The sequence below is a fragment of the Bacillus spongiae genome (genome assembly GCF_037120725.1).
Taxonomy (GTDB): Bacteria; Bacillota; Bacilli; order Bacillales; family Bacillaceae_K; genus Bacillus_CI; species Bacillus_CI spongiae.
This window is the reverse complement of the sequence record NZ_JBBAXC010000005.1, coordinates 233960-250644: the sequence shown is the minus strand read 5'-3', so window position 1 is coordinate 250644 and position 16685 is coordinate 233960. Positions and strand designations below refer to the sequence as shown.

The 16685-nt window shown below is 33.5% G+C and carries 20 protein-coding genes and 1 pseudogene; 18 read left to right on the top strand and 3 right to left on the bottom strand.

Annotated features, from left to right (window positions below; translation table 11 throughout):
• The 13 genes and pseudogenes from WAK64_RS22405 to WAK64_RS08395 all read left to right on the top strand — a co-directional run.
• Positions 1–132: IS3 family transposase (locus tag WAK64_RS22405; protein WP_419465919.1), on the top strand; the 132-nt coding region annotated here is incomplete at its 5' end.
• A gap of 282 nt (positions 133–414) precedes the next feature.
• Positions 415–636: a DUF3953 domain-containing protein gene (locus tag WAK64_RS08445; protein WP_336586519.1), complete on the top strand. Its 222-nt coding sequence runs from the start codon at positions 415–417 to the stop codon at positions 634–636.
• A gap of 132 nt (positions 637–768) precedes the next feature.
• Positions 769–1020 carry a hypothetical protein gene (locus tag WAK64_RS08440; RefSeq protein ID WP_336586518.1) on the top strand — a complete coding sequence of 84 codons (252 nt, stop codon included), beginning with the start codon at positions 769–771 and terminating at the stop codon, positions 1018–1020.
• A 73-nt stretch (positions 1021–1093) separates the two neighbouring features.
• A pseudogene (locus tag WAK64_RS08435) lies at positions 1094–1638 on the top strand (DUF3267 domain-containing protein).
• A gap of 409 nt (positions 1639–2047) precedes the next feature.
• Complete coding sequence (locus tag WAK64_RS08430; RefSeq protein WP_336586517.1) at positions 2048–3304, top strand: helicase C-terminal domain-containing protein; 1257 nt, start codon at positions 2048–2050, stop codon at positions 3302–3304.
• 431 nt (positions 3305–3735) lie between these two features.
• Positions 3736–4185: a hypothetical protein gene (locus tag WAK64_RS08425; RefSeq protein WP_336586516.1), complete on the top strand. Its 450-nt coding sequence runs from the start codon at positions 3736–3738 to the stop codon at positions 4183–4185.
• Positions 4186–4236: 51 nt separating this feature from the next.
• A complete protein-coding gene (locus WAK64_RS08420; RefSeq protein ID WP_336586515.1) occupies positions 4237–4632 on the top strand; it encodes a hypothetical protein in 396 nt (131 codons plus the stop codon).
• Between the two features lie 384 nt (positions 4633–5016).
• Complete coding sequence (locus WAK64_RS08415) at positions 5017–5145, top strand: hypothetical protein (protein WP_336586514.1); 129 nt, start codon at positions 5017–5019, stop codon at positions 5143–5145.
• Positions 5146–5434: 289 nt separating this feature from the next.
• Positions 5435–5665, top strand: coding sequence for a hypothetical protein (locus tag WAK64_RS08410; protein WP_336586513.1), 231 nt, complete (start codon positions 5435–5437; stop codon positions 5663–5665).
• A gap of 142 nt (positions 5666–5807) precedes the next feature.
• Complete coding sequence (locus tag WAK64_RS08405) at positions 5808–6281, top strand: hypothetical protein (RefSeq protein WP_336586512.1); 474 nt, start codon at positions 5808–5810, stop codon at positions 6279–6281.
• 246 nt (positions 6282–6527) lie between these two features.
• The gene (locus tag WAK64_RS08400) at positions 6528–7040 is read left to right on the top strand and encodes a hypothetical protein (protein ID WP_336586511.1); all 513 of its coding nucleotides are present in this window, start codon (positions 6528–6530) and stop codon (positions 7038–7040) included.
• A 270-nt stretch (positions 7041–7310) separates the two neighbouring features.
• Entirely contained in the window at positions 7311–7505 is a 195-nt protein-coding gene (locus WAK64_RS22400) for a SunI/YnzG family protein (protein ID WP_419465918.1), read from the top strand.
• A gap of 149 nt (positions 7506–7654) precedes the next feature.
• Positions 7655–8155 (top strand): PH domain-containing protein, encoded by a 501-nt coding sequence (locus tag WAK64_RS08395; protein ID WP_336586510.1) that lies wholly within the window; start codon positions 7655–7657, stop codon positions 8153–8155.
• 1166 nt (positions 8156–9321) lie between these two features.
• Here WAK64_RS08395 and WAK64_RS08390 read toward each other — a convergent pair.
• Positions 9322–9513, bottom strand: a complete 192-nt coding sequence (locus tag WAK64_RS08390) for a hypothetical protein (protein WP_336586509.1) — start codon at positions 9511–9513, stop codon at positions 9322–9324.
• A gap of 197 nt (positions 9514–9710) precedes the next feature.
• On the opposite strand from WAK64_RS08390, the gene WAK64_RS08385 reads away from it, so the two are divergent.
• Together WAK64_RS08385 and WAK64_RS08380 are read left to right on the top strand one after the other, a co-directional pair.
• Positions 9711–10196: a hypothetical protein gene (locus WAK64_RS08385; protein ID WP_336586508.1), complete on the top strand. Its 486-nt coding sequence runs from the start codon at positions 9711–9713 to the stop codon at positions 10194–10196.
• A 79-nt stretch (positions 10197–10275) separates the two neighbouring features.
• Complete coding sequence (locus WAK64_RS08380; RefSeq protein WP_336586507.1) at positions 10276–11004, top strand: DUF6060 domain-containing protein; 729 nt, start codon at positions 10276–10278, stop codon at positions 11002–11004.
• A gap of 328 nt (positions 11005–11332) precedes the next feature.
• Here WAK64_RS08380 and WAK64_RS08375 read toward each other — a convergent pair whose 3' ends face one another.
• Positions 11333–11743, bottom strand: coding sequence for a type II toxin-antitoxin system HicB family antitoxin (locus WAK64_RS08375; RefSeq protein ID WP_336586506.1), 411 nt, complete (start codon positions 11741–11743; stop codon positions 11333–11335).
• 1165 nt (positions 11744–12908) lie between these two features.
• On the opposite strand from WAK64_RS08375, the gene WAK64_RS08370 reads away from it, so the two are divergent.
• Positions 12909–13535 carry a recombinase family protein gene (locus tag WAK64_RS08370; RefSeq protein ID WP_336586505.1) on the top strand — a complete coding sequence of 209 codons (627 nt, stop codon included), beginning with the start codon at positions 12909–12911 and terminating at the stop codon, positions 13533–13535.
• A 454-nt stretch (positions 13536–13989) separates the two neighbouring features.
• On the opposite strand, the gene WAK64_RS08365 is transcribed toward WAK64_RS08370, so the two are convergent.
• Positions 13990–14409, bottom strand: a complete 420-nt coding sequence (locus WAK64_RS08365; protein ID WP_336586504.1) for a hypothetical protein — start codon at positions 14407–14409, stop codon at positions 13990–13992.
• Between the two features lie 635 nt (positions 14410–15044).
• Here WAK64_RS08365 and WAK64_RS08360 point away from each other — a divergent pair.
• Positions 15045–15863: an SDR family NAD(P)-dependent oxidoreductase gene (locus tag WAK64_RS08360; RefSeq protein WP_336586503.1), complete on the top strand. Its 819-nt coding sequence runs from the start codon at positions 15045–15047 to the stop codon at positions 15861–15863.
• A 285-nt stretch (positions 15864–16148) separates the two neighbouring features.
• Entirely contained in the window at positions 16149–16406 is a 258-nt protein-coding gene (locus tag WAK64_RS08355) for a hypothetical protein (RefSeq protein ID WP_336586502.1), read from the top strand.
• The last annotated feature ends 279 nt before the right edge of the window (positions 16407–16685 follow it).

Below are 16685 nucleotides of genomic sequence, written 5' to 3'. Positions count from 1 at the left end.
GAAAGCTTAGAAAAATTAAAACGAGAACTGTGTGATTACGTGCATTGGTTTAACCATATTCGTATTCATAGCACACTAGGGTATACAAGTCCTGTTGAGTACAAAAATAGACACCTTAAGAAAATTGTCTAGTTTGGTGTTGACAGTCCAAAGAATCCTGATGCTAGAAGAGAGGCATTACGGTTATTGGAGTCGATAAGATAGAATCCAGTTGAAGTTGTTGTGAGTTTGTTAGTATAGAAGGGGTCTTAGTATACATAGCCACATTTATATTTAACCTTCGACCTATCTCTATTCTTTGTTTCCACTAGTTCAACTAGCTAAGTTCTTTTCATCTAGAATTAGTATTTTTAAATACTTATTGTGGTATTATTATTCACGTTAAAGGTAAGGTGAATAATAGGGGGTGTTTCGATGTTGAAAATAGTAAGAATAATTTTAGCAATTATCGTTATTACTACGACAAGTTATAGCTTATTAACGGAAGAGTATTGGCTACAACCATACAGTTTATTTTTATTAGGTTTACTAATGTTTGTTATGGGGTTAGATGAATTTAAACGAGGTAAAAGAGCTTTAGGGTCTTTTCTTTTCATCACTTCTATGTTTTCATTTATAGTACTATTCATTACATAAGCGGAAGCAAATTTGGATGGCTAAAATATGATTTAGGCTCATTAATATCTTTTTAAGTGATTCGAATGAGTTGAAAATGGAAAGGGAAATGGCATTACAACATCTTTTGTTATAAAAGGAGGAGCAATCATTATGAATAAAGAGAAACAATGGCTTAAATGGGAGAAAACCCGAAGGATGGGAAAATGGAAATTTATATTATTTATTAGCTTATTGGCTGGCGGAATTTCTTTTATTACTCAATTATTGGTTGACGTCTACCAGCAAGATCTATTATTGTTTAAAGTTTATCTTTGGACGGCGATTCCATTTGGTTTTACCTTCGGGATTTGCAGATGGATGATAAATGAAAGTAGGTACAAAAAATACATAACGAATAAATAATAATGTGGGTGTTGTTGCTGTTGTTCAACAACATTATATAATGGATTAGTTTAAATGAGGAAGGTGAAAGCATATGATCATTTGGTTTCGGCACTTACCAGAGAAAAAGTTGGATTTCCTTTCATCGAGAATAATTGGTATCGAAAACATTATATGAAGTTTGTATACTTACTGCAGATTACTATTTTTCTAATACCGTTTATTTTTAGTATAGGCTTCACTGATAGTAATATTTTTTTACTCTTTATAGTAGGTATTCTTATCTTTATTATTCACGAATGTCTTCACATACTGGTCATAAAGAAAAAAGGTGATATTAGCTTAACGTTTAGCGGTATATTTTTTTGGCTAAATACAAATGCCATCCTCTCTAAAGGTAGATTCTGGGTCTTTATGAGCCTGCCCTTAATTGTCTTAACGGTTTCACCTGCCATTCTATCGTTCTATGTAGTAGGTAATATTAAATTAATCCTATTATTTGTAGTTTGGTTTAACACCTTGATTTCTGCCTCAGATATCATCAATTCATTTCTCATTGCAATTAAACCAAAGAACTCCGTTTTTTGCAGAGGCTATTACCGGATAAAACAGTATAAAAAGTCTCCCAAATGCACTTAAGCTAAAATTGGAACAGCCTTCCCCTTCGTATGTTAAACAAGAAAAAAAGGGTGATACATATAGTTATGACAATATATATCACCCTTAATAAGGATAAGCACTCTTCACTTTCTTCTGTACCAGAATAGCAGCTAAAGGCGGAGTGTTTCTCAAATTTCATTTCTGTATTTTTTTCTCTGTTTCATTTAACGATAGACTCATAGATTTATACGCCAAAGCCAGAGTATAACAAGTGTTGTCACGATGTCCTTGTTATACTCCCTTTAGTAATTTGATTACAGCTGGGTGTGAAAATAAATTGAATCCTGGTTTAATATTACCTTCGAAACTATCTTGGTTCCGTCTTTCTAGTTAGATAGAATACCAATCACAAAGCAACCAAAGTCTGTACATTGGATTGATAGACAATTTGGCTATTTTAACTGTTCGGTACTCTAAAATAACGCTCAGGGCCATTTGCTTTTATGATGAAGTGAAAATACAATTAATTGAGAAGGGAATTCCAGCTGAAGAAATTGCTTTTATTCACGATGCCAAAACGGATGTGCAACGTGATAAGTTATTTTCGAAGGTTCGTAAAGGTGAGGTACGTGTCTTATTAGGTAGTACAAGTAAAGTAGGGACGGGGACGAACGTTCAGGACAAACTCATTGCCGGACATCACCTTGATTGCCCATGGAGGCCAGCTGATTTGACTCAACGAGATGGCCGGGTCTTACGCCAGGGGAATGAAAATGAAAAAGTGTCCATCTATCGCTATGTCACCAAAGGAACGTTTGACGGCTATTTATGGAAGATTCAGGAGCAGAAGCTCCGGTATATCTCGCAAGTGATGACCGGGAAAAATATTTCTCGATCGTGTGATGATACAGATGAAACAGTTTTAACCGCAGCCGAAGTGAAGGCTGTTGCAACCGACAATCCGTTACTTTTAGAAAAAATGACCTTAGATAATGAAGTCAATCGATTAAAATTAGTCAGAAATAGATGGAGCAACGAAAAAGCGACAATGGAGAAGAATTTAATCAATCTCTATCCAGAAAGGATTGCGAGGTATGAAGAAAGAATCGAGAATATTCAACATGATCTATCGGAGGTATCGAAGCATCAAGTTAGTAGGTTTGAAATAGAATTGAAGGGTGTTACATTCACTGATGAAAAGGAAGCTGGCCAAGCGCTCAAAACGATTATTAACACCCAAAATTCCATAGATGATAAGCCCTTTTTGGTTGGTCGTTTTAAGGGGTTAGACGTGTTTGTGAGAAAGGATTTATTCGATGGCTATAAATCGGGTCTAAAAGGAAAAAGTGAATTTGAGGTTCATCTTTTGAAAGATGAAAAAGGGAATATTAACCGTCTTATCAGCATAATCGACGATTATCCGGAGCAAATGAAAGAACTAGAAGAGAATATTGTAAAGGTAAATACACAGATAAAGGAAGCAGAAATTGAGATGGAAAAGCCTTTTATCTATGAAAATCAATTAAAAGAGCTGCTAAAAAAACAGTCTGACTTGAATTTGAAAATGGAATTTCAGAAACAAATAGAACAACAAAAGAAGGAAAGCGATAACGTTGAAAAAGAACAGGATACTGGTTCTGTTGTTATCAAAGTACCGACACCTTCAAGAGAAGAAAAGAGAAAGGTAAGTTTAGAGAGAAGTTAGTAGAAAGTAAAAGAGCTTATCCTTTAATATGGGATAGGCTCTTTTTGTTTGTGTTTTTTTAGTTTATTTAATTCCAAATGTATCTTTGAAATAAAGTTGCACCTTTTATAAAAAAATTAAACCATTTTGAAAAAAGTTGAATCGTTTATAAAAAAGTTGCATCGCTTTTCCCCTTCGGAAATTGTTGTCTAAAGGGGATTTTATAGGGAAAAGAAAAAGAAGATCCTGAATTGAAAACTCGCTTAAGAAGAGACAATAAGTTGTTCCGTTAAAGGGCCAGATTGTTGAACAACTTTTGAGTGGATTGTGAAATTCTCTACTTAAAGTAACGGGCCCGTTAGAACAACAATGTGAAACCTTTTTTACAATTAAATCGTATATAATTATACAAAATCAAGCGAGTTTTAATTAAGTTAAAAGAGGGATTAATTATGGTTAATCAAGAAATGCTCTTATATTATTTTATACTTATACTTGGAGGATTATTTGTAATAGGTGCAGTATTTTCCTTATTTGTTATGTATGGTACTAAAGACTTTCGATTTTTGAATGTGGGTAAAAGCCTTGGAGTCGTATTATTGGGTGTTTTGTTTTTAGCCATGACTCTCCCAAGCCTAAAATACGTCCTGCTAAAGGAATATGATGTCGTCAGGGGGGAATGTGTAATCGAAATAGATTCATCAGGCCGTTCTTCACTAGCGGATTTTGAAATGCTTGATTCTGATGAAATATTTAGTTTCAATAATATTCCTGCACTTGATGCTTATGGAAAGGCAATCCCTTATTATTGTGAGGTGACAGTTACAAAAGACCATATGTTTGAAATTGGATATAAAATATATGATGCCAAAACACGAAAGTTAATATTAACAAGTGAATAGGATGTTCTTCATCTAATGGTCGCTTTATTGAAATAAAAGGAGCTGTAACAATTGAAAATAAGTGATATTAACTTCAGTTATTTCATAGGACAGAAAGTTAATGAAGTAAATACAGATGAAAGCCATCCATTTGGTATAAGGTTTGAGGGTGGTGGGCTGATCGTAGAATGTCCTTGGAGAATTCGAAGAGGGAATTCTATATTAATTGGTACTTCGGATTGTAAATATGCTCCCGAAAAATTTTCTCATCATACTGTTGAAAAACTATTAAAGAAAAAAGCCATAGAAGCTATCACCTTTTATGAGGAATTCTCTATATTCATTATTAAGTTTGAGGAAAATGTATCTCTAGAGATGTTTCATGATAGTAGCTATTTTGAAGGATGGCAGTTAACGGGAGATAATAACTTTGACTTAATTTCCTTACCAGGAGGAAATATCTCTTAAACGCTTATTAAGAATAAAGAAGTGCTGAGAATTACAAACATATGTTACTCCGCAATCTGGCGCTTTAATGAAATAAGAATCACAAAAATTATCAAACTTCTTTATAAAACCAAAACTTAAATTTGCTAGATAAGAAACCATTGTGATCAATCTTTTTTCAAAATGGTTTCTTTTTATTAATTGATAATGGTTTTTGAGACATTTTACTCAAACTTTATTCCCCAAACCTATAAAAGAGTGAGGACGCTCTAGCAACACTATTTAAATTACACACTATACAGGTTAATATTCGTTATTTTGTATATATTCTGAAAAATTATATTTACTTATTAAGGTTAAAAATGTATAATTTACAAAATGATTAAAACGGGGAGGTGTAATGAGATGAATAAGGCTAAGAAATTTATTCTGGTTTCAGTATTGACATTGGGAGTTTTGGCTGGATTTGCTCAATTTGATCCTTCATCAGCAAGTGCTTGTGCACGCGCTACCGATTATTGCATTGAGCCATAAAATTTATAGGTTCTCTATTGTAAAACCCTTACTCAAACGAGTGGGGGTTTTTAATATTACATCGAAAAAGGTGTATGTAAATGAAAAGACAATATCGTCTGAGGGCGTTCTAGCAACACTGGACTGTAAATTTGAAATAAAGTCACGATTTCTATAATTAGCGTTAGAAAACTTGAACGACAATATAGTTATTCAAGAATCGGGCGCAAATATTTAACATGGAGTGTTTATTTTTATAAAAAAACGATGCAATAATAGAATTATGGTTATCAGGAAAGATGGTGAAAATATGGTTCATATAATAAAAGAGATAGTATCTCCCAGTAATCAATATAAAGTTCAGGTTATTAAAAATAACGATGGTATTTTCACCACAAAAATATGTATGTGGCAAAAGGATAGTGGATATGAGTTTTGGAGTCCTATAAACCAAGGTCTATCATTAATAGACACAGAGGAAAGTGCGATAAAAATTGGTATTGAGCAACTTCGAGAAATTTCTGGTGAAATAATCAATTAGTCATTGATTTTCTAAAGAGGGTTCAACATGACTAGATCTACTTATATTCAAGAGTTTTGCAAAATGAGTGAAAAAGGATTGCGTTCAATATTTTCAGAATTGTGCTATTCATTAAGATGATAAACCTGATGGGGGATTGTTGGTGGAGATAAAATTAACAGCAGAAGTATATAGATTAGGGATTTCATTAGGACTTCTACCTAAGGAGGAAGTTATAAAGTGGGCAGATAAGGTCATCGAACAAATGGACGACCCTCCTTATGAAATTATTGAAGTGTCATTATCTTCAAAAAAGAAATTAGAAGATATTGTTTTCATATTAATGGATGTGAAGGGCGAATTTGATAATGAACTGCCCCCTAAGATAATACTAGGATTACTCAAAGAAACTCTAAATATGACACAAGATATGTCTAACGTTATAAATATATTGGATATGTTAATTGAGCACTTACCACATAGTTGTGAGTGGATAGAGACGGAAATACATTATTTATCAGATGGATATTATTTAGCTGAACAAAGCATTGGTGAGCACAAAGACATACTTAATGATTTAAGAAGGTTTTTGAATCAATTCGTAGATTATACAAAATACCTTTCTTTAATTAACTAAGGAAAAAGATTAACTTACTATTATTTTGAATTCAAGTCTTCCGTTAAAGGGCGTAATTATCTAATATAACGTCCTTTTTGACTCAAAATTGATTGTAAGAACTTAGTGTGTCTGAAATAATTGGTATGAAGTTAATGAACAGGTTAACGAAAGAAAAAATATAGTATTCTAAACTCTCTATTCGGTAAAATAGATATCATAATAGTGGAAATAGGAGCGATTTAGCTGAATATTAATTCAATTGAGTTGTTAGACATCAACAATCCGATTATAGATAAATTTAAACAGGCTATTACCTCTACTCATGTTAATGGTGGGATAATCATTAAATGTTTTAAAATAAATAATAAAAACTTACTATCTCCGTATTTGAGTGAAGAACACGAAAGATATTTCAATAAGTTTTTTACATCTAAAGACATTAAACAAGCCATTCCAGAGTTAAAAATAGAAGATGAATTAGTTTGTAAAACAGATTTTGAAAGAATAAGTCCATTTTTATTAGATGGAGACTTTGGAGACACAATATATCATGGTGGGGCTTATGAATCTTTTCCTGGAACACCAAAGGAGGCTAAAAAACTAGGAGAGGAATTATGTCAATTCATCTTTGGCGATAGGATTTTAGATATTCTTCCATATCGTTCCTATAACCCATGGAGTACTTGGTTTTATGATGTAGCTTGGGATTGTACATGGTTTTTAATAGATAAAGAACTAAAACGTATTTGGGTAATTTGTGTAACTGATACTGACTAGAAAAGAATGATTTATAAGTAACGAAGGTTTTAAAAGAATGGGGTTTCTCTCGAATTCAAGTCTTCAGCAATTGGGCGCAATTCTGCAGTAAGAAATGTGCTCTTTCTTTATGTATTGTGCAAGATTGTGGAATAAGGTAATAGATAAATGTTCCCAATAATTGAAACTATCTAATCCAAACAATCGTATATAATTAGTAGAAATACACCTATTCGAAAATAATGTGAGTAAAAAAATGAGAACCTCATTATCAAATGACAGCTGAGTTAAATTGAAATACCCTTATCCGAAATAACCAATGTTGATTATGATTATATGTACGGTGGTAAGAATAAGTTGTCTATTAGGATTGATAACTCGTATGCAAGCACTGATACAGTAGTTATCAATACAAAAAAGATACTTACATACTCTTCGCAAATATTGGTAGTTTGGAAGAACAGGTATTGTCCGTATGTGTCTTAGTTTATTTAAAATCGGGGGCTGTAATTGAAGATCATATCTCAAGATATCTCGAATTGATATTATCTAAGTAAAGGATGATTATTGAGAGAACGATTTTTATAAAATTTTCGCGATTTTTGATACTTTATTAAGGAGTTGAAAAAGCAACAATGGCTAAAGATTATGTAAAAGTAACAAAGACCATTAAGTTTATAGAGTCAATGATGGAAGATCCAGTTGGTGAACCAATCCTGTTTAGTGTCTATGGTGTGAATGAAGGGACATTAGGAGAATTAGTGATGACAGAAAAACGCCTGATATTTGGTAAAAAATCCTTTTTCTCAGGTGAATCTTTTGAGGATGTTTACTATAAAGAGATGCATTCCTTTGATTACAAGGAAAATTTTAAAGAAGCAACTCTAGAAATCTATATGAAAAACTCAAATAGAATATTCAAATTCTCAACCGCTAATGAAGTGGGTTTAAGGTTGGTGAGAGACTATCTAAGGGAAAGGTTAAGCGAAATCAAAAAAGAAGTATTAGAAGAAAAGATAGGTGATTCTGAAGATCTCAACGTAGTAGATCAACTCCAAAAACTAGTAGAGCTTAAAGAGCAAGGACATATCTCGGAGGATGAATTTACTAAACTAAAAATGAAATTATTAGATTAAAATCATCTGCGGTGTATCAAAACTGATGGCACAACTAAGTCTGGTTTTTCGATTGAAGGAGGAGTACGTTCCCTTGAATAAAGGGGACTGAAAGGGAACTTCTGGATTAATTGATCCTATCTTAATTGAAGTTAGAAGTTCGTGGTGTAAGATTGGCAACAATTAATGATGTCACTAGAGAAATCGTCTGGCAGGAAAAGAGCACTACATAGCTAAAGAATTCCTTTCGTTCTAAAAAAAATAACAGGGAACTTGAAGTTACCCTCAACTTAATGTTGTTGAGGGTCTTTGGAGATAGCGAATATTACCTCCCTCTGTGGGAAGAGAGAGTCCAATACTACTTAAATAGTAATGAGAATACTGTAAATATGGTTACTTAGAAGCCCTAAGGATTTAATCGAGTGACTTATTTAAAAATATTAAATCTATAGCTGATGATGGCCATATCTCTAATACTATAGAGACTGTAGGAGCACCTTCATAATACACAAGTTCATCGATAATTGTTGTAGCATTTAACTTTTGTTATTCAACCAATTGGGCCTTAGCCGAAGAACATAATATAAACTATCTTGAATTCGAGTCTTCGACAATCGGGCGCAATTGTGGAATAACAGAGTTAGAAAATGATCGAACTTTTTTATAAAAACTCACATTAAACCTTCAGGAGAAGAATCCATTTTGATCAATCTTTTTTCAAAATAGATTCTTTTTGTTAGCGATAATATTAAGGTTTGTGAGATGTTTTTGATCAAACTTTATTCTAAGTCAACATGTCTTTTATAAAGGTGGATATTTATCGCTAAATGCGGAGATAGTCATTAAACACTATCTTCTTTCTTCTATTTAGAAATAAATAGAAATGTTACCATTACTTTCTGATATTGAGGTGAAATATGATGAAGCTTAATACCATATTTTATCATTTGTATGTATTAGTGAATGATGAGTCTTTTTAGGTTGTTGTTTAGTGTATTAAAGGTTTTCGGCTCGTTCGATGTGGCCGAAAGGCAAAGGGATCAGGAACCTACAAGTTGTTAAGCAAGGGCTCTTCCTTGTTTTACAACTTGTGGTTATCGAGCCATTTAGCGTCGAAGCGACACGTACTCCTGCTTGTTGACTGCTTGTCAGTCAATTAGTCAGGAGTAGTGCTGCCGTCCAAATGCTTAAAAATGCCTGCGTAAATCACCATACCTTAAACAAGCTTCTAGCATTAGGTTTGCAAAGCTTTTCTTTATCCTTTGCTCATTTTGTTTGTAGTAAAAATTTGCTAAATCACCATACAACTGATTATTTGTTATTAAACACTTAACATAAGTATTGATTATTTTTTCTTCTTCTTTCTTAATTTGTAACAAGTAACACCACCCCTTAATGAAATCCTCAGCATTATTGAAAATACTGGACGTATAAAGCTTCTAATTCAAGAACAAATCAAAAATGTAACTGTCATTTTAATTACACAAAATAGAATAAATGTGTAATAATAACAATCAAGGAGTTTTATATTCTATATATTCTAAATATTATTTTTTTAAAGAGTGGAGGAAGAACTATGAAGTTAAAATCAATTTTCCTTTTTTCTTTGGTAGCTTTAACTATTGGGATTGGTGGATATATTTTGTGGCCAAAAGATGATTTAACCTGGGTTAATACGAAGGAGAAGGCTATTGAACTAGGTTTAAAAAAAGAAGGAATAAAGAAAGAAAATATTTTTGGAACAGTTGAAGAGAGTGGTGAAGATTTTATCTTTTTCAGTAATGGAGGTGAAAGTGTAGTAGGCGTTTTTACTATTGCTGAAAGGAAAGGAAAATATTCACCTTATATAGGAAGTCCAAAATCTGTCATTAAAACGGCAAACTACCAAACAAGTAAAACTAGGTGGGATATAAAAACTTATTCAGGAAAGAAGTTTTATATCTATTCGGGAGTATTAGATGATAATGACTTGACAATCGAACTATCTGACGGACATGAAGTGACACCTTATATAGATGTAAACTCAAACATCTATTACTTTGTCGAATTAAAAGGTAATTAGTACTATATCGAAAGGTATTTAGACTCATGTATTTACCATTTATTAGAAATATAATTCTTATTAGAAAGGGAGTGAAGAAATGATAAAAATATTAAAAAAAGCAACATTTCTAATTGCTAGTTTTGGTTTATCTTTTACAATGTTTTCAGGAGTTTCAGAAGCGTCTGAAAATCAGTTTTATGAGATTAACAAGGAAGACGCAGTGTACTCAGAATCACTAGGGGCTTATGTAACACCTCTGGAGAAGGTTGATGGAACTTTAATTCCTATGACAAAAGCAGAAGCAATTAAGAAGGTAGAGGAAATTGATAATGCTGAAGGTACACAGACGACTAATTCAGAGTTTAACAGCTTTAAAGATACGCAGGCAGAAAACCTTCTAGGAGATTACTATGAATATTGGAAGTATGATCCTACAATTCAATACTACAATTTATCTACGAGTGCTATTAAAGTCTCTGCAGATATAAATTGTACCACTCCAACTTGTGCCAAAACTTATTCAGTATCAGTTACTGTTAGCGCCTCATATAGTGTGACGGCTTCAGCTGAAAAAAGTGCTATTAAAGCAAATGCAGGATTTACATGGACAACCTCAGCTAGTAATAGTAGTTCCTATCGTTTCGATATAGTAAAGGGAGATCGAGGATATATTGCCTTTTCTCCTAAAATGAATAAAACCGTTGGTTATTTGGAAAGATGGAGTAATTGGGATGGTTACCTGTATCAAAAGCGTGCTGAAGCATACAGTCCCGTAAAGTTACCTACTGGTGAAGCTGATGGAGAATATTACTTTGTATATCGGTAGATAGTCATTGAAATCCTATCTAAAAAAAGATTAACCTTCGGGTTAGTCTTTTTTTAATTCGAGCAAGAATTAAGTTAATTATAGCTAAGTCCCAATACCCTACACCCCCCTTCTTTATAAGGGGAATTTTTTCTTTAAATGTACAAAATATTTTGTTAAGGTACTAATACGGTTTTCTCACAACTATTCTAACTTATCGCTCAACAGTCTAGCCATGATTGAAGGGTAAATATAACCCACCAGGAGGAGAATTTTCATATTATAGTAAACGTACACCATTCGTAAAAGAATGGTTTGTTTCTAATTTTCTTACTGTTCTAAAGGAGCTTCAGCGTTTTTCTTTTACACCAAGGTACTCGATTAACGCTTCTTTTAGTACGTGGGAATAGTTAACGTTTTTTTCTTTTGCAATGTCATCGAGCCACTTTGGAATGGTCAGCGTTTTCTTGACGGCCTTGTTGTTCATTTCATCGCGAAACGGACTCATCCATACGTCGATCAGCACGACTGTTTGATTCGGCTCAACGTTTAAGTCTTTAATATTTGTGGCGTTGGGAATAGGATCGTTACCTTGCTCCATTCCGTATAGGTGCAGCGCCATTGCTTCCTTTGCCATTTCGACGGCTTCTCGGTCAGACTTTCCAAATGTCAGACAGCCAGGCAAGTCGGCAAACTCAACGGATATGCCGTCGGCTGCATAGTCGAAGATTGCTGGGTAGATATAACGGTCTTGTTTCATCACTTCAACTCCTTTCATACGTATAATAACACGTATGATTATATTTTTACAATTTAACAGAGATAGATCGAATAGCTAACAATTTTAAGCAGGTATTAATTCTTCACTTTCGGTTGTGTAAGCATTTTCTATCAATAAAGAATGAAGCAACATCCTGATAAATGGAAAGTTTAATTAAAGATGGAATAATGATAAACAGAACCTATGCAGCAGGATGGTTGTAATTTCACAATTTTATAAAAAAGAAATAATTTCTAATAATTAGAAATTAAGCTGTACATAATTATTTTTCTTGTGTAAAATAAGAGTATACTTAAATTTTACATATCAAATACACTTATACCTTAGGGGTTTTGAGTGTAAATTATACATTAAAATAAGGTTTCTAATTATTTGGTTAAAATTACTGTTGTGTGAAAGGTTGTCCAGCATGTTATAGAGGTGTTTTGGAAAATATCTGTGGTTTAGAAACGGTGCTTAATTTAGAGGGAACAAAAAAGATATAGGTGAATATCTCAATGAATCGCCAATGATGCTCCTGGTGAGCAGCTTAGATACTTGTGGCCATCCCCAATTGATAGCTGCACCTGGTTTAGTAACAAAAGTGAAAAAGTGAAAAAGTTAAGGAGAGATAATAAATACAAAAGAGCTATTTCAGGCTGACTAAGGTTCGAGAAAGTTTGTTTTGATTGAATATAGAACAAGGGGGAGAAGAATTTGCAATTAGATTTATTTCGAGAAAGTGTTCCCCCACCATTTGCAGATGTTTTAGTAAGAGCAAACCTCTCTGAAATGTGTACTAGTAGATTAAGATATAACCAAACAATGGCTGTATAGACTTTCTTGTAGTGACAATAGTTTAAAGATGTAGTGATAAAAAAAGGCTGTTTATTTTTTTAGACCAGAATAGTCTTGTTATTTTGCTATTCTGTTCAATTGAAACTAGTGAGTAATGATAATTTTCTCGGGGACACCTGGCACTGTCATTGAAGCAAAATATAGAAAAAGATGGATAGAAGGTAGGTGCGAATGGAGTTTTAATGTAAAAGACCCCATTCGAATTCACTCAGGTAGCGATATTCGATGAATTAGAGAAGGTCATCGTGTAAGAAAAAGAACATAGTTAAACTGTAGGAAGATTAAAAAATAAAAGTGGGTAATAAATATGATGATAGGGTATGCAAGTGTTAGCACGGAAGAACAGAATGCAGCCAGACAGATAAAAGAACTTTACGAATATGGGTGTGAAAAAGTCTTTGTTGAGAAGCAGTCGGGTAAAGGTTTTGAACGCCCAATTTATCAAGATATGAGAGAAAAACTCCGTTTTGGTGATATTTTAGTTGTCCATGATCTTAGTAGATTTGGTCGGAATAAGGAAGCGATACGCGATGAGTGGAAAAAGTTAACAGATAAGGAAATTGATGTTGTTGTTTTAAATATGCCAATTCTAGACACTAGAAAATATTACGAGTTGGAGGGTGTGGGACAATTAGTTACGGATCTTGTTTTTACTCTCCTTTCATGGGTGGTGGAAGAAGAACGTAATCGCATTCGGTCAGCTCAAAAAGAAGGAATTGAGATGGCAAAGAAGAAAGGTTTATACAAAGGAAAACAAACCAAATATCATAAAAATGCTAAAGGTACCGATAAGCTCATCTATGAAGAAGTTGTAAGGTTGTTAAAAGCAGGTGCGAAAAAAGTTGTTATCCAGGAAAAAACAAATGTTTCTCGTCCAACCATCAATAAAATTGAGCAACAAATTAAATCGGGAGAAGACTTTAAAGGTGTATAAAAATTATTAAGAGGTGATTATATATGAAAACAAACCTTTCTGAGAAGTAACACGACAGTGAAATTCTAGTTGTGGCTTTGAAGTAAAGTTGCACCGTTTTTCCTCTTGACATGGTCGTCTAAAGGGGATTTTTTATAGGGAAAAGAAAAAGAAAATCTGAATTGAAAACTCGCTTAAGAACTGTTAAGAGATAATAAGTTGTTCCGTTAAACCAGCTAATAGTTTGTCAATATTTTCTTCCTTTCAATCTGATTTCTTCCATCTTCTAATTGTTGTGGAAATACAATAATACCCTAAAAAAACCCTAGTCTTATATTGACTAGGATTTCCTTCTTTCATTGGGCTTATCAGACGAAGCAATGAGCGTTTACAACACAACCAGAACGATAGTGACGAGGAATCCAATTGCCTTTACGGAAATGCCCTCTGACATAATGACCACGTCTTTATTCTTTTAATTCTTAACAAGAATATTTTTTAGTTTTTGAGCCTCTTCTTTTTCTATTGTCGCGAAAGCATTCTTTTCTCTATCAAAAATAGAGGCTGATTCGTTGTCTTGATGAAACCATAATAAATATTCATATAATCTGTCTGGCATATTTCGATCATCCGTGAAGAATAAGGTGGCTTTTACATCTTCCTTTCGAGACATCTCAACCTCTACGTTTTGTTCCCAATCAATTTTTCTAAATATTTCTCTTAATGCTTTTATTGTTTCTTCCTCTATAATAATCGTCTCACTTTCACTGCTTTCACCTGAAAATACTTGAACATCAACTCTAGTGAGTTGGTTCAAGTTCAAATTAAACTCTTTATAGATAAAAATGATGAAAAAAATAGTAAATATAGATAAAATGACAAGTTTCCTTTTCATTTAAGTACCCCCGAGGATTTTACTCTTTAAACATTCTACATTTATCATTTAATTCCTTTTAACCTAATTCAGTATGTAAATTGGATTTATTGCATTTTCTTTCACTATAAGAATAGCAGTGTTTCAGTGCTACTATTCCAAATTGGGAAAAACTACATTATTTTTTGTTGATTTTGCATGCATAAACAGAACAAATGTTCTATAATTAAGTTATCTAACTTGGAATGGGCCGATTGCCAAAAGAGCAATGAGATATAGCGATTGGATATAAGATTGAAACGAGAATGTGTTGATAAGCGACGCTTTGCATCCCTTTTAATCATGAACATTTATAATCTGACGGTACAATCTACACTAAGTAATATCACATCCTGAATGTCAACAAACTATGACCGAAGACTTATAAAGGTTGGATCCAGTGATTGACGTTGTGGCTACCAAGTATCAGAACCATTTCCTTTGGCGGTTTTAAGTGTTAGCAAGCATCTATTAATTAAAAAAAGAGTCACAAAGAATGATATGGATGAAAGTGAATTTAATTCCAAGTGTGAAAACCTATGGTTACTTAAGGTATGGAGAATATCATGATTTATAAACAAGAATGTAAAAATAATAGGTAAGGGAGTTAGGAAAAAATGAAATCATTACAAGGGAAGATTGCTGTTGTTACAGGTGCATCCCGTGGAGCGGGTAGAGGGATTGCCTTCGAACTAGGCAGTGCAGGGGCGACGGTGTATGTGACAGGTCGCAGTGTAAAGGGAGCTACAACCGATAATCGATCAGAAACCATTGAAGAGACGGCCGATGGTGTCACTTCACGTGGAGGTAAAGGCATCGCCATACGATGTGACCATACATGGGAGCAAGACGTCAGAAACTTGTTTGAGCAAATTGAAAGAGAACATGGTCGCATTGATATTTTAGTTAATAGTGTATTTGGTGGTTCCGAAAGTTCTTTACCAAGAGGAAATGGCCGACATTTTTGGGAACGACCATTGGAGCATTGGGATGCTATGATGGTTGCCGGACCGCAAGCTTATTTGCTGACTACTCGATACGCTGTACCCCTTATGAAGCAACAAGGTAAAGGGTTAATTGTAAATATCACATTTTTTATCAAGGAGAAGATTGCAGGTAATTTATATTATGATTTAGCGATGAATGCTATCAATCGAATGACACTAGGAATGGCAAAGGAATTAAAGGACTTTAACGTTTCAACGGTTGCTGTTTGCCCAGGTTGGATGAAGACAGAAAGAGTGATCGATTCAGGTTTTGGACCAGAGGATGGAACAACGGAAACAACAGCCTATGTAGGTCGTGCAGTTGTGGCTTTGGCAACAGATCCGACGGTTTTAGAACTCTCTGGCGACGCAATAATGGTGGCTGAATTAGCGAGAAAATATGGCTTTACCGATGTCGATGGAACGCAGCCTTTGCCATTTGAAGGGTAATCAGCTTCCTCTAAAATTGGGGCAAGAGTTGAAAATCAATTAATTTCTAATACGGAAGAAGAGTTTAATAGACGATTATTCAGGTTACTATATAATCGGAAGTCCTTTTATATCTATCAATGCTAGACTTTAATAGACCCCTTTTTTAAAATTGTTGGATAAAATATGAAAAGTCCGTTAGATTATATTGTACTATTACAATAAAATGGAATATTATTGTAATAAACACATAAAAAGTCATAAATTTTATGTGTGTTATTCAACTAACACAAAGGGTGGTGTAAGATGAAAAAGTTTGGAATTGCTTCAGTTAGTCTTTTTGTTGTGTCTGTCTTAATCTATGGTATTTTGTTTTTTAGTGAAATGGACATTAATGGAAGGTTTGCTATTGTAGTAGCAATTACTCTCCCAATACTCGGTTTAATCAGCGCTTTTAAAAGTAGAGGAACATTAAAATTTGTTGGAATTACCGGAAATTCATTTCTACTTTTTGTATCAGTTGTAATTCCTTTGGTAGCAAGATTGTTTTGGAATCAACCGTAACCACACTACAAAAAGCAACGTGGTTTGACAACAAAGATTATTAATAAAGCTTCAATTCAGTAATTACACTATCTACGGCATACTTAAACAATTCAAGTTCTAAACCTAACAAGATATATAAGAAAGCGAACTTAATAGATACAGTCACTTCATAATCAATTTCAACCGTAACTATATTAATGGCAACATAATGATTTTTGTTACGAATATCAAGAGCCCATCTGTAGTATAGTGAACCAGCTACGATAGAAATCCTTCTAAACTAGAATTCTCCCTCAC

Coding starts and splice junctions, on each gene's coding strand:
- WAK64_RS08385 (WP_336586508.1), top strand. CDS start 9,711: ATGAAGTTAAAATCAATTTTCCTTTTTTCTTTGGTAGCTTTAACTATT.
- WAK64_RS08355 (WP_336586502.1), top strand. CDS start 16,149: ATGAAAAAGTTTGGAATTGCTTCAGTTAGTCTTTTTGTTGTGTCTGTC.
- WAK64_RS08380 (WP_336586507.1), top strand. CDS start 10,276: ATGATAAAAATATTAAAAAAAGCAACATTTCTAATTGCTAGTTTTGGT.
- WAK64_RS08440 (WP_336586518.1), top strand. CDS start 769: ATGAATAAAGAGAAACAATGGCTTAAATGGGAGAAAACCCGAAGGATG.
- WAK64_RS08365 (WP_336586504.1), bottom strand. CDS start 14,409: ATGAAAAGGAAACTTGTCATTTTATCTATATTTACTATTTTTTTCATC.
- WAK64_RS08395 (WP_336586510.1), top strand. CDS start 7,655: ATGGCTAAAGATTATGTAAAAGTAACAAAGACCATTAAGTTTATAGAG.
- WAK64_RS08445 (WP_336586519.1), top strand. CDS start 415: ATGTTGAAAATAGTAAGAATAATTTTAGCAATTATCGTTATTACTACG.
- WAK64_RS08410 (WP_336586513.1), top strand. CDS start 5,435: ATGGTTCATATAATAAAAGAGATAGTATCTCCCAGTAATCAATATAAA.
- WAK64_RS08425 (WP_336586516.1), top strand. CDS start 3,736: ATGGTTAATCAAGAAATGCTCTTATATTATTTTATACTTATACTTGGA.
- WAK64_RS08370 (WP_336586505.1), top strand. CDS start 12,909: ATGATGATAGGGTATGCAAGTGTTAGCACGGAAGAACAGAATGCAGCC.
- WAK64_RS08360 (WP_336586503.1), top strand. CDS start 15,045: ATGAAATCATTACAAGGGAAGATTGCTGTTGTTACAGGTGCATCCCGT.
- WAK64_RS08415 (WP_336586514.1), top strand. CDS start 5,017: ATGAATAAGGCTAAGAAATTTATTCTGGTTTCAGTATTGACATTGGGA.
- WAK64_RS08375 (WP_336586506.1), bottom strand. CDS start 11,743: ATGAAACAAGACCGTTATATCTACCCAGCAATCTTCGACTATGCAGCC.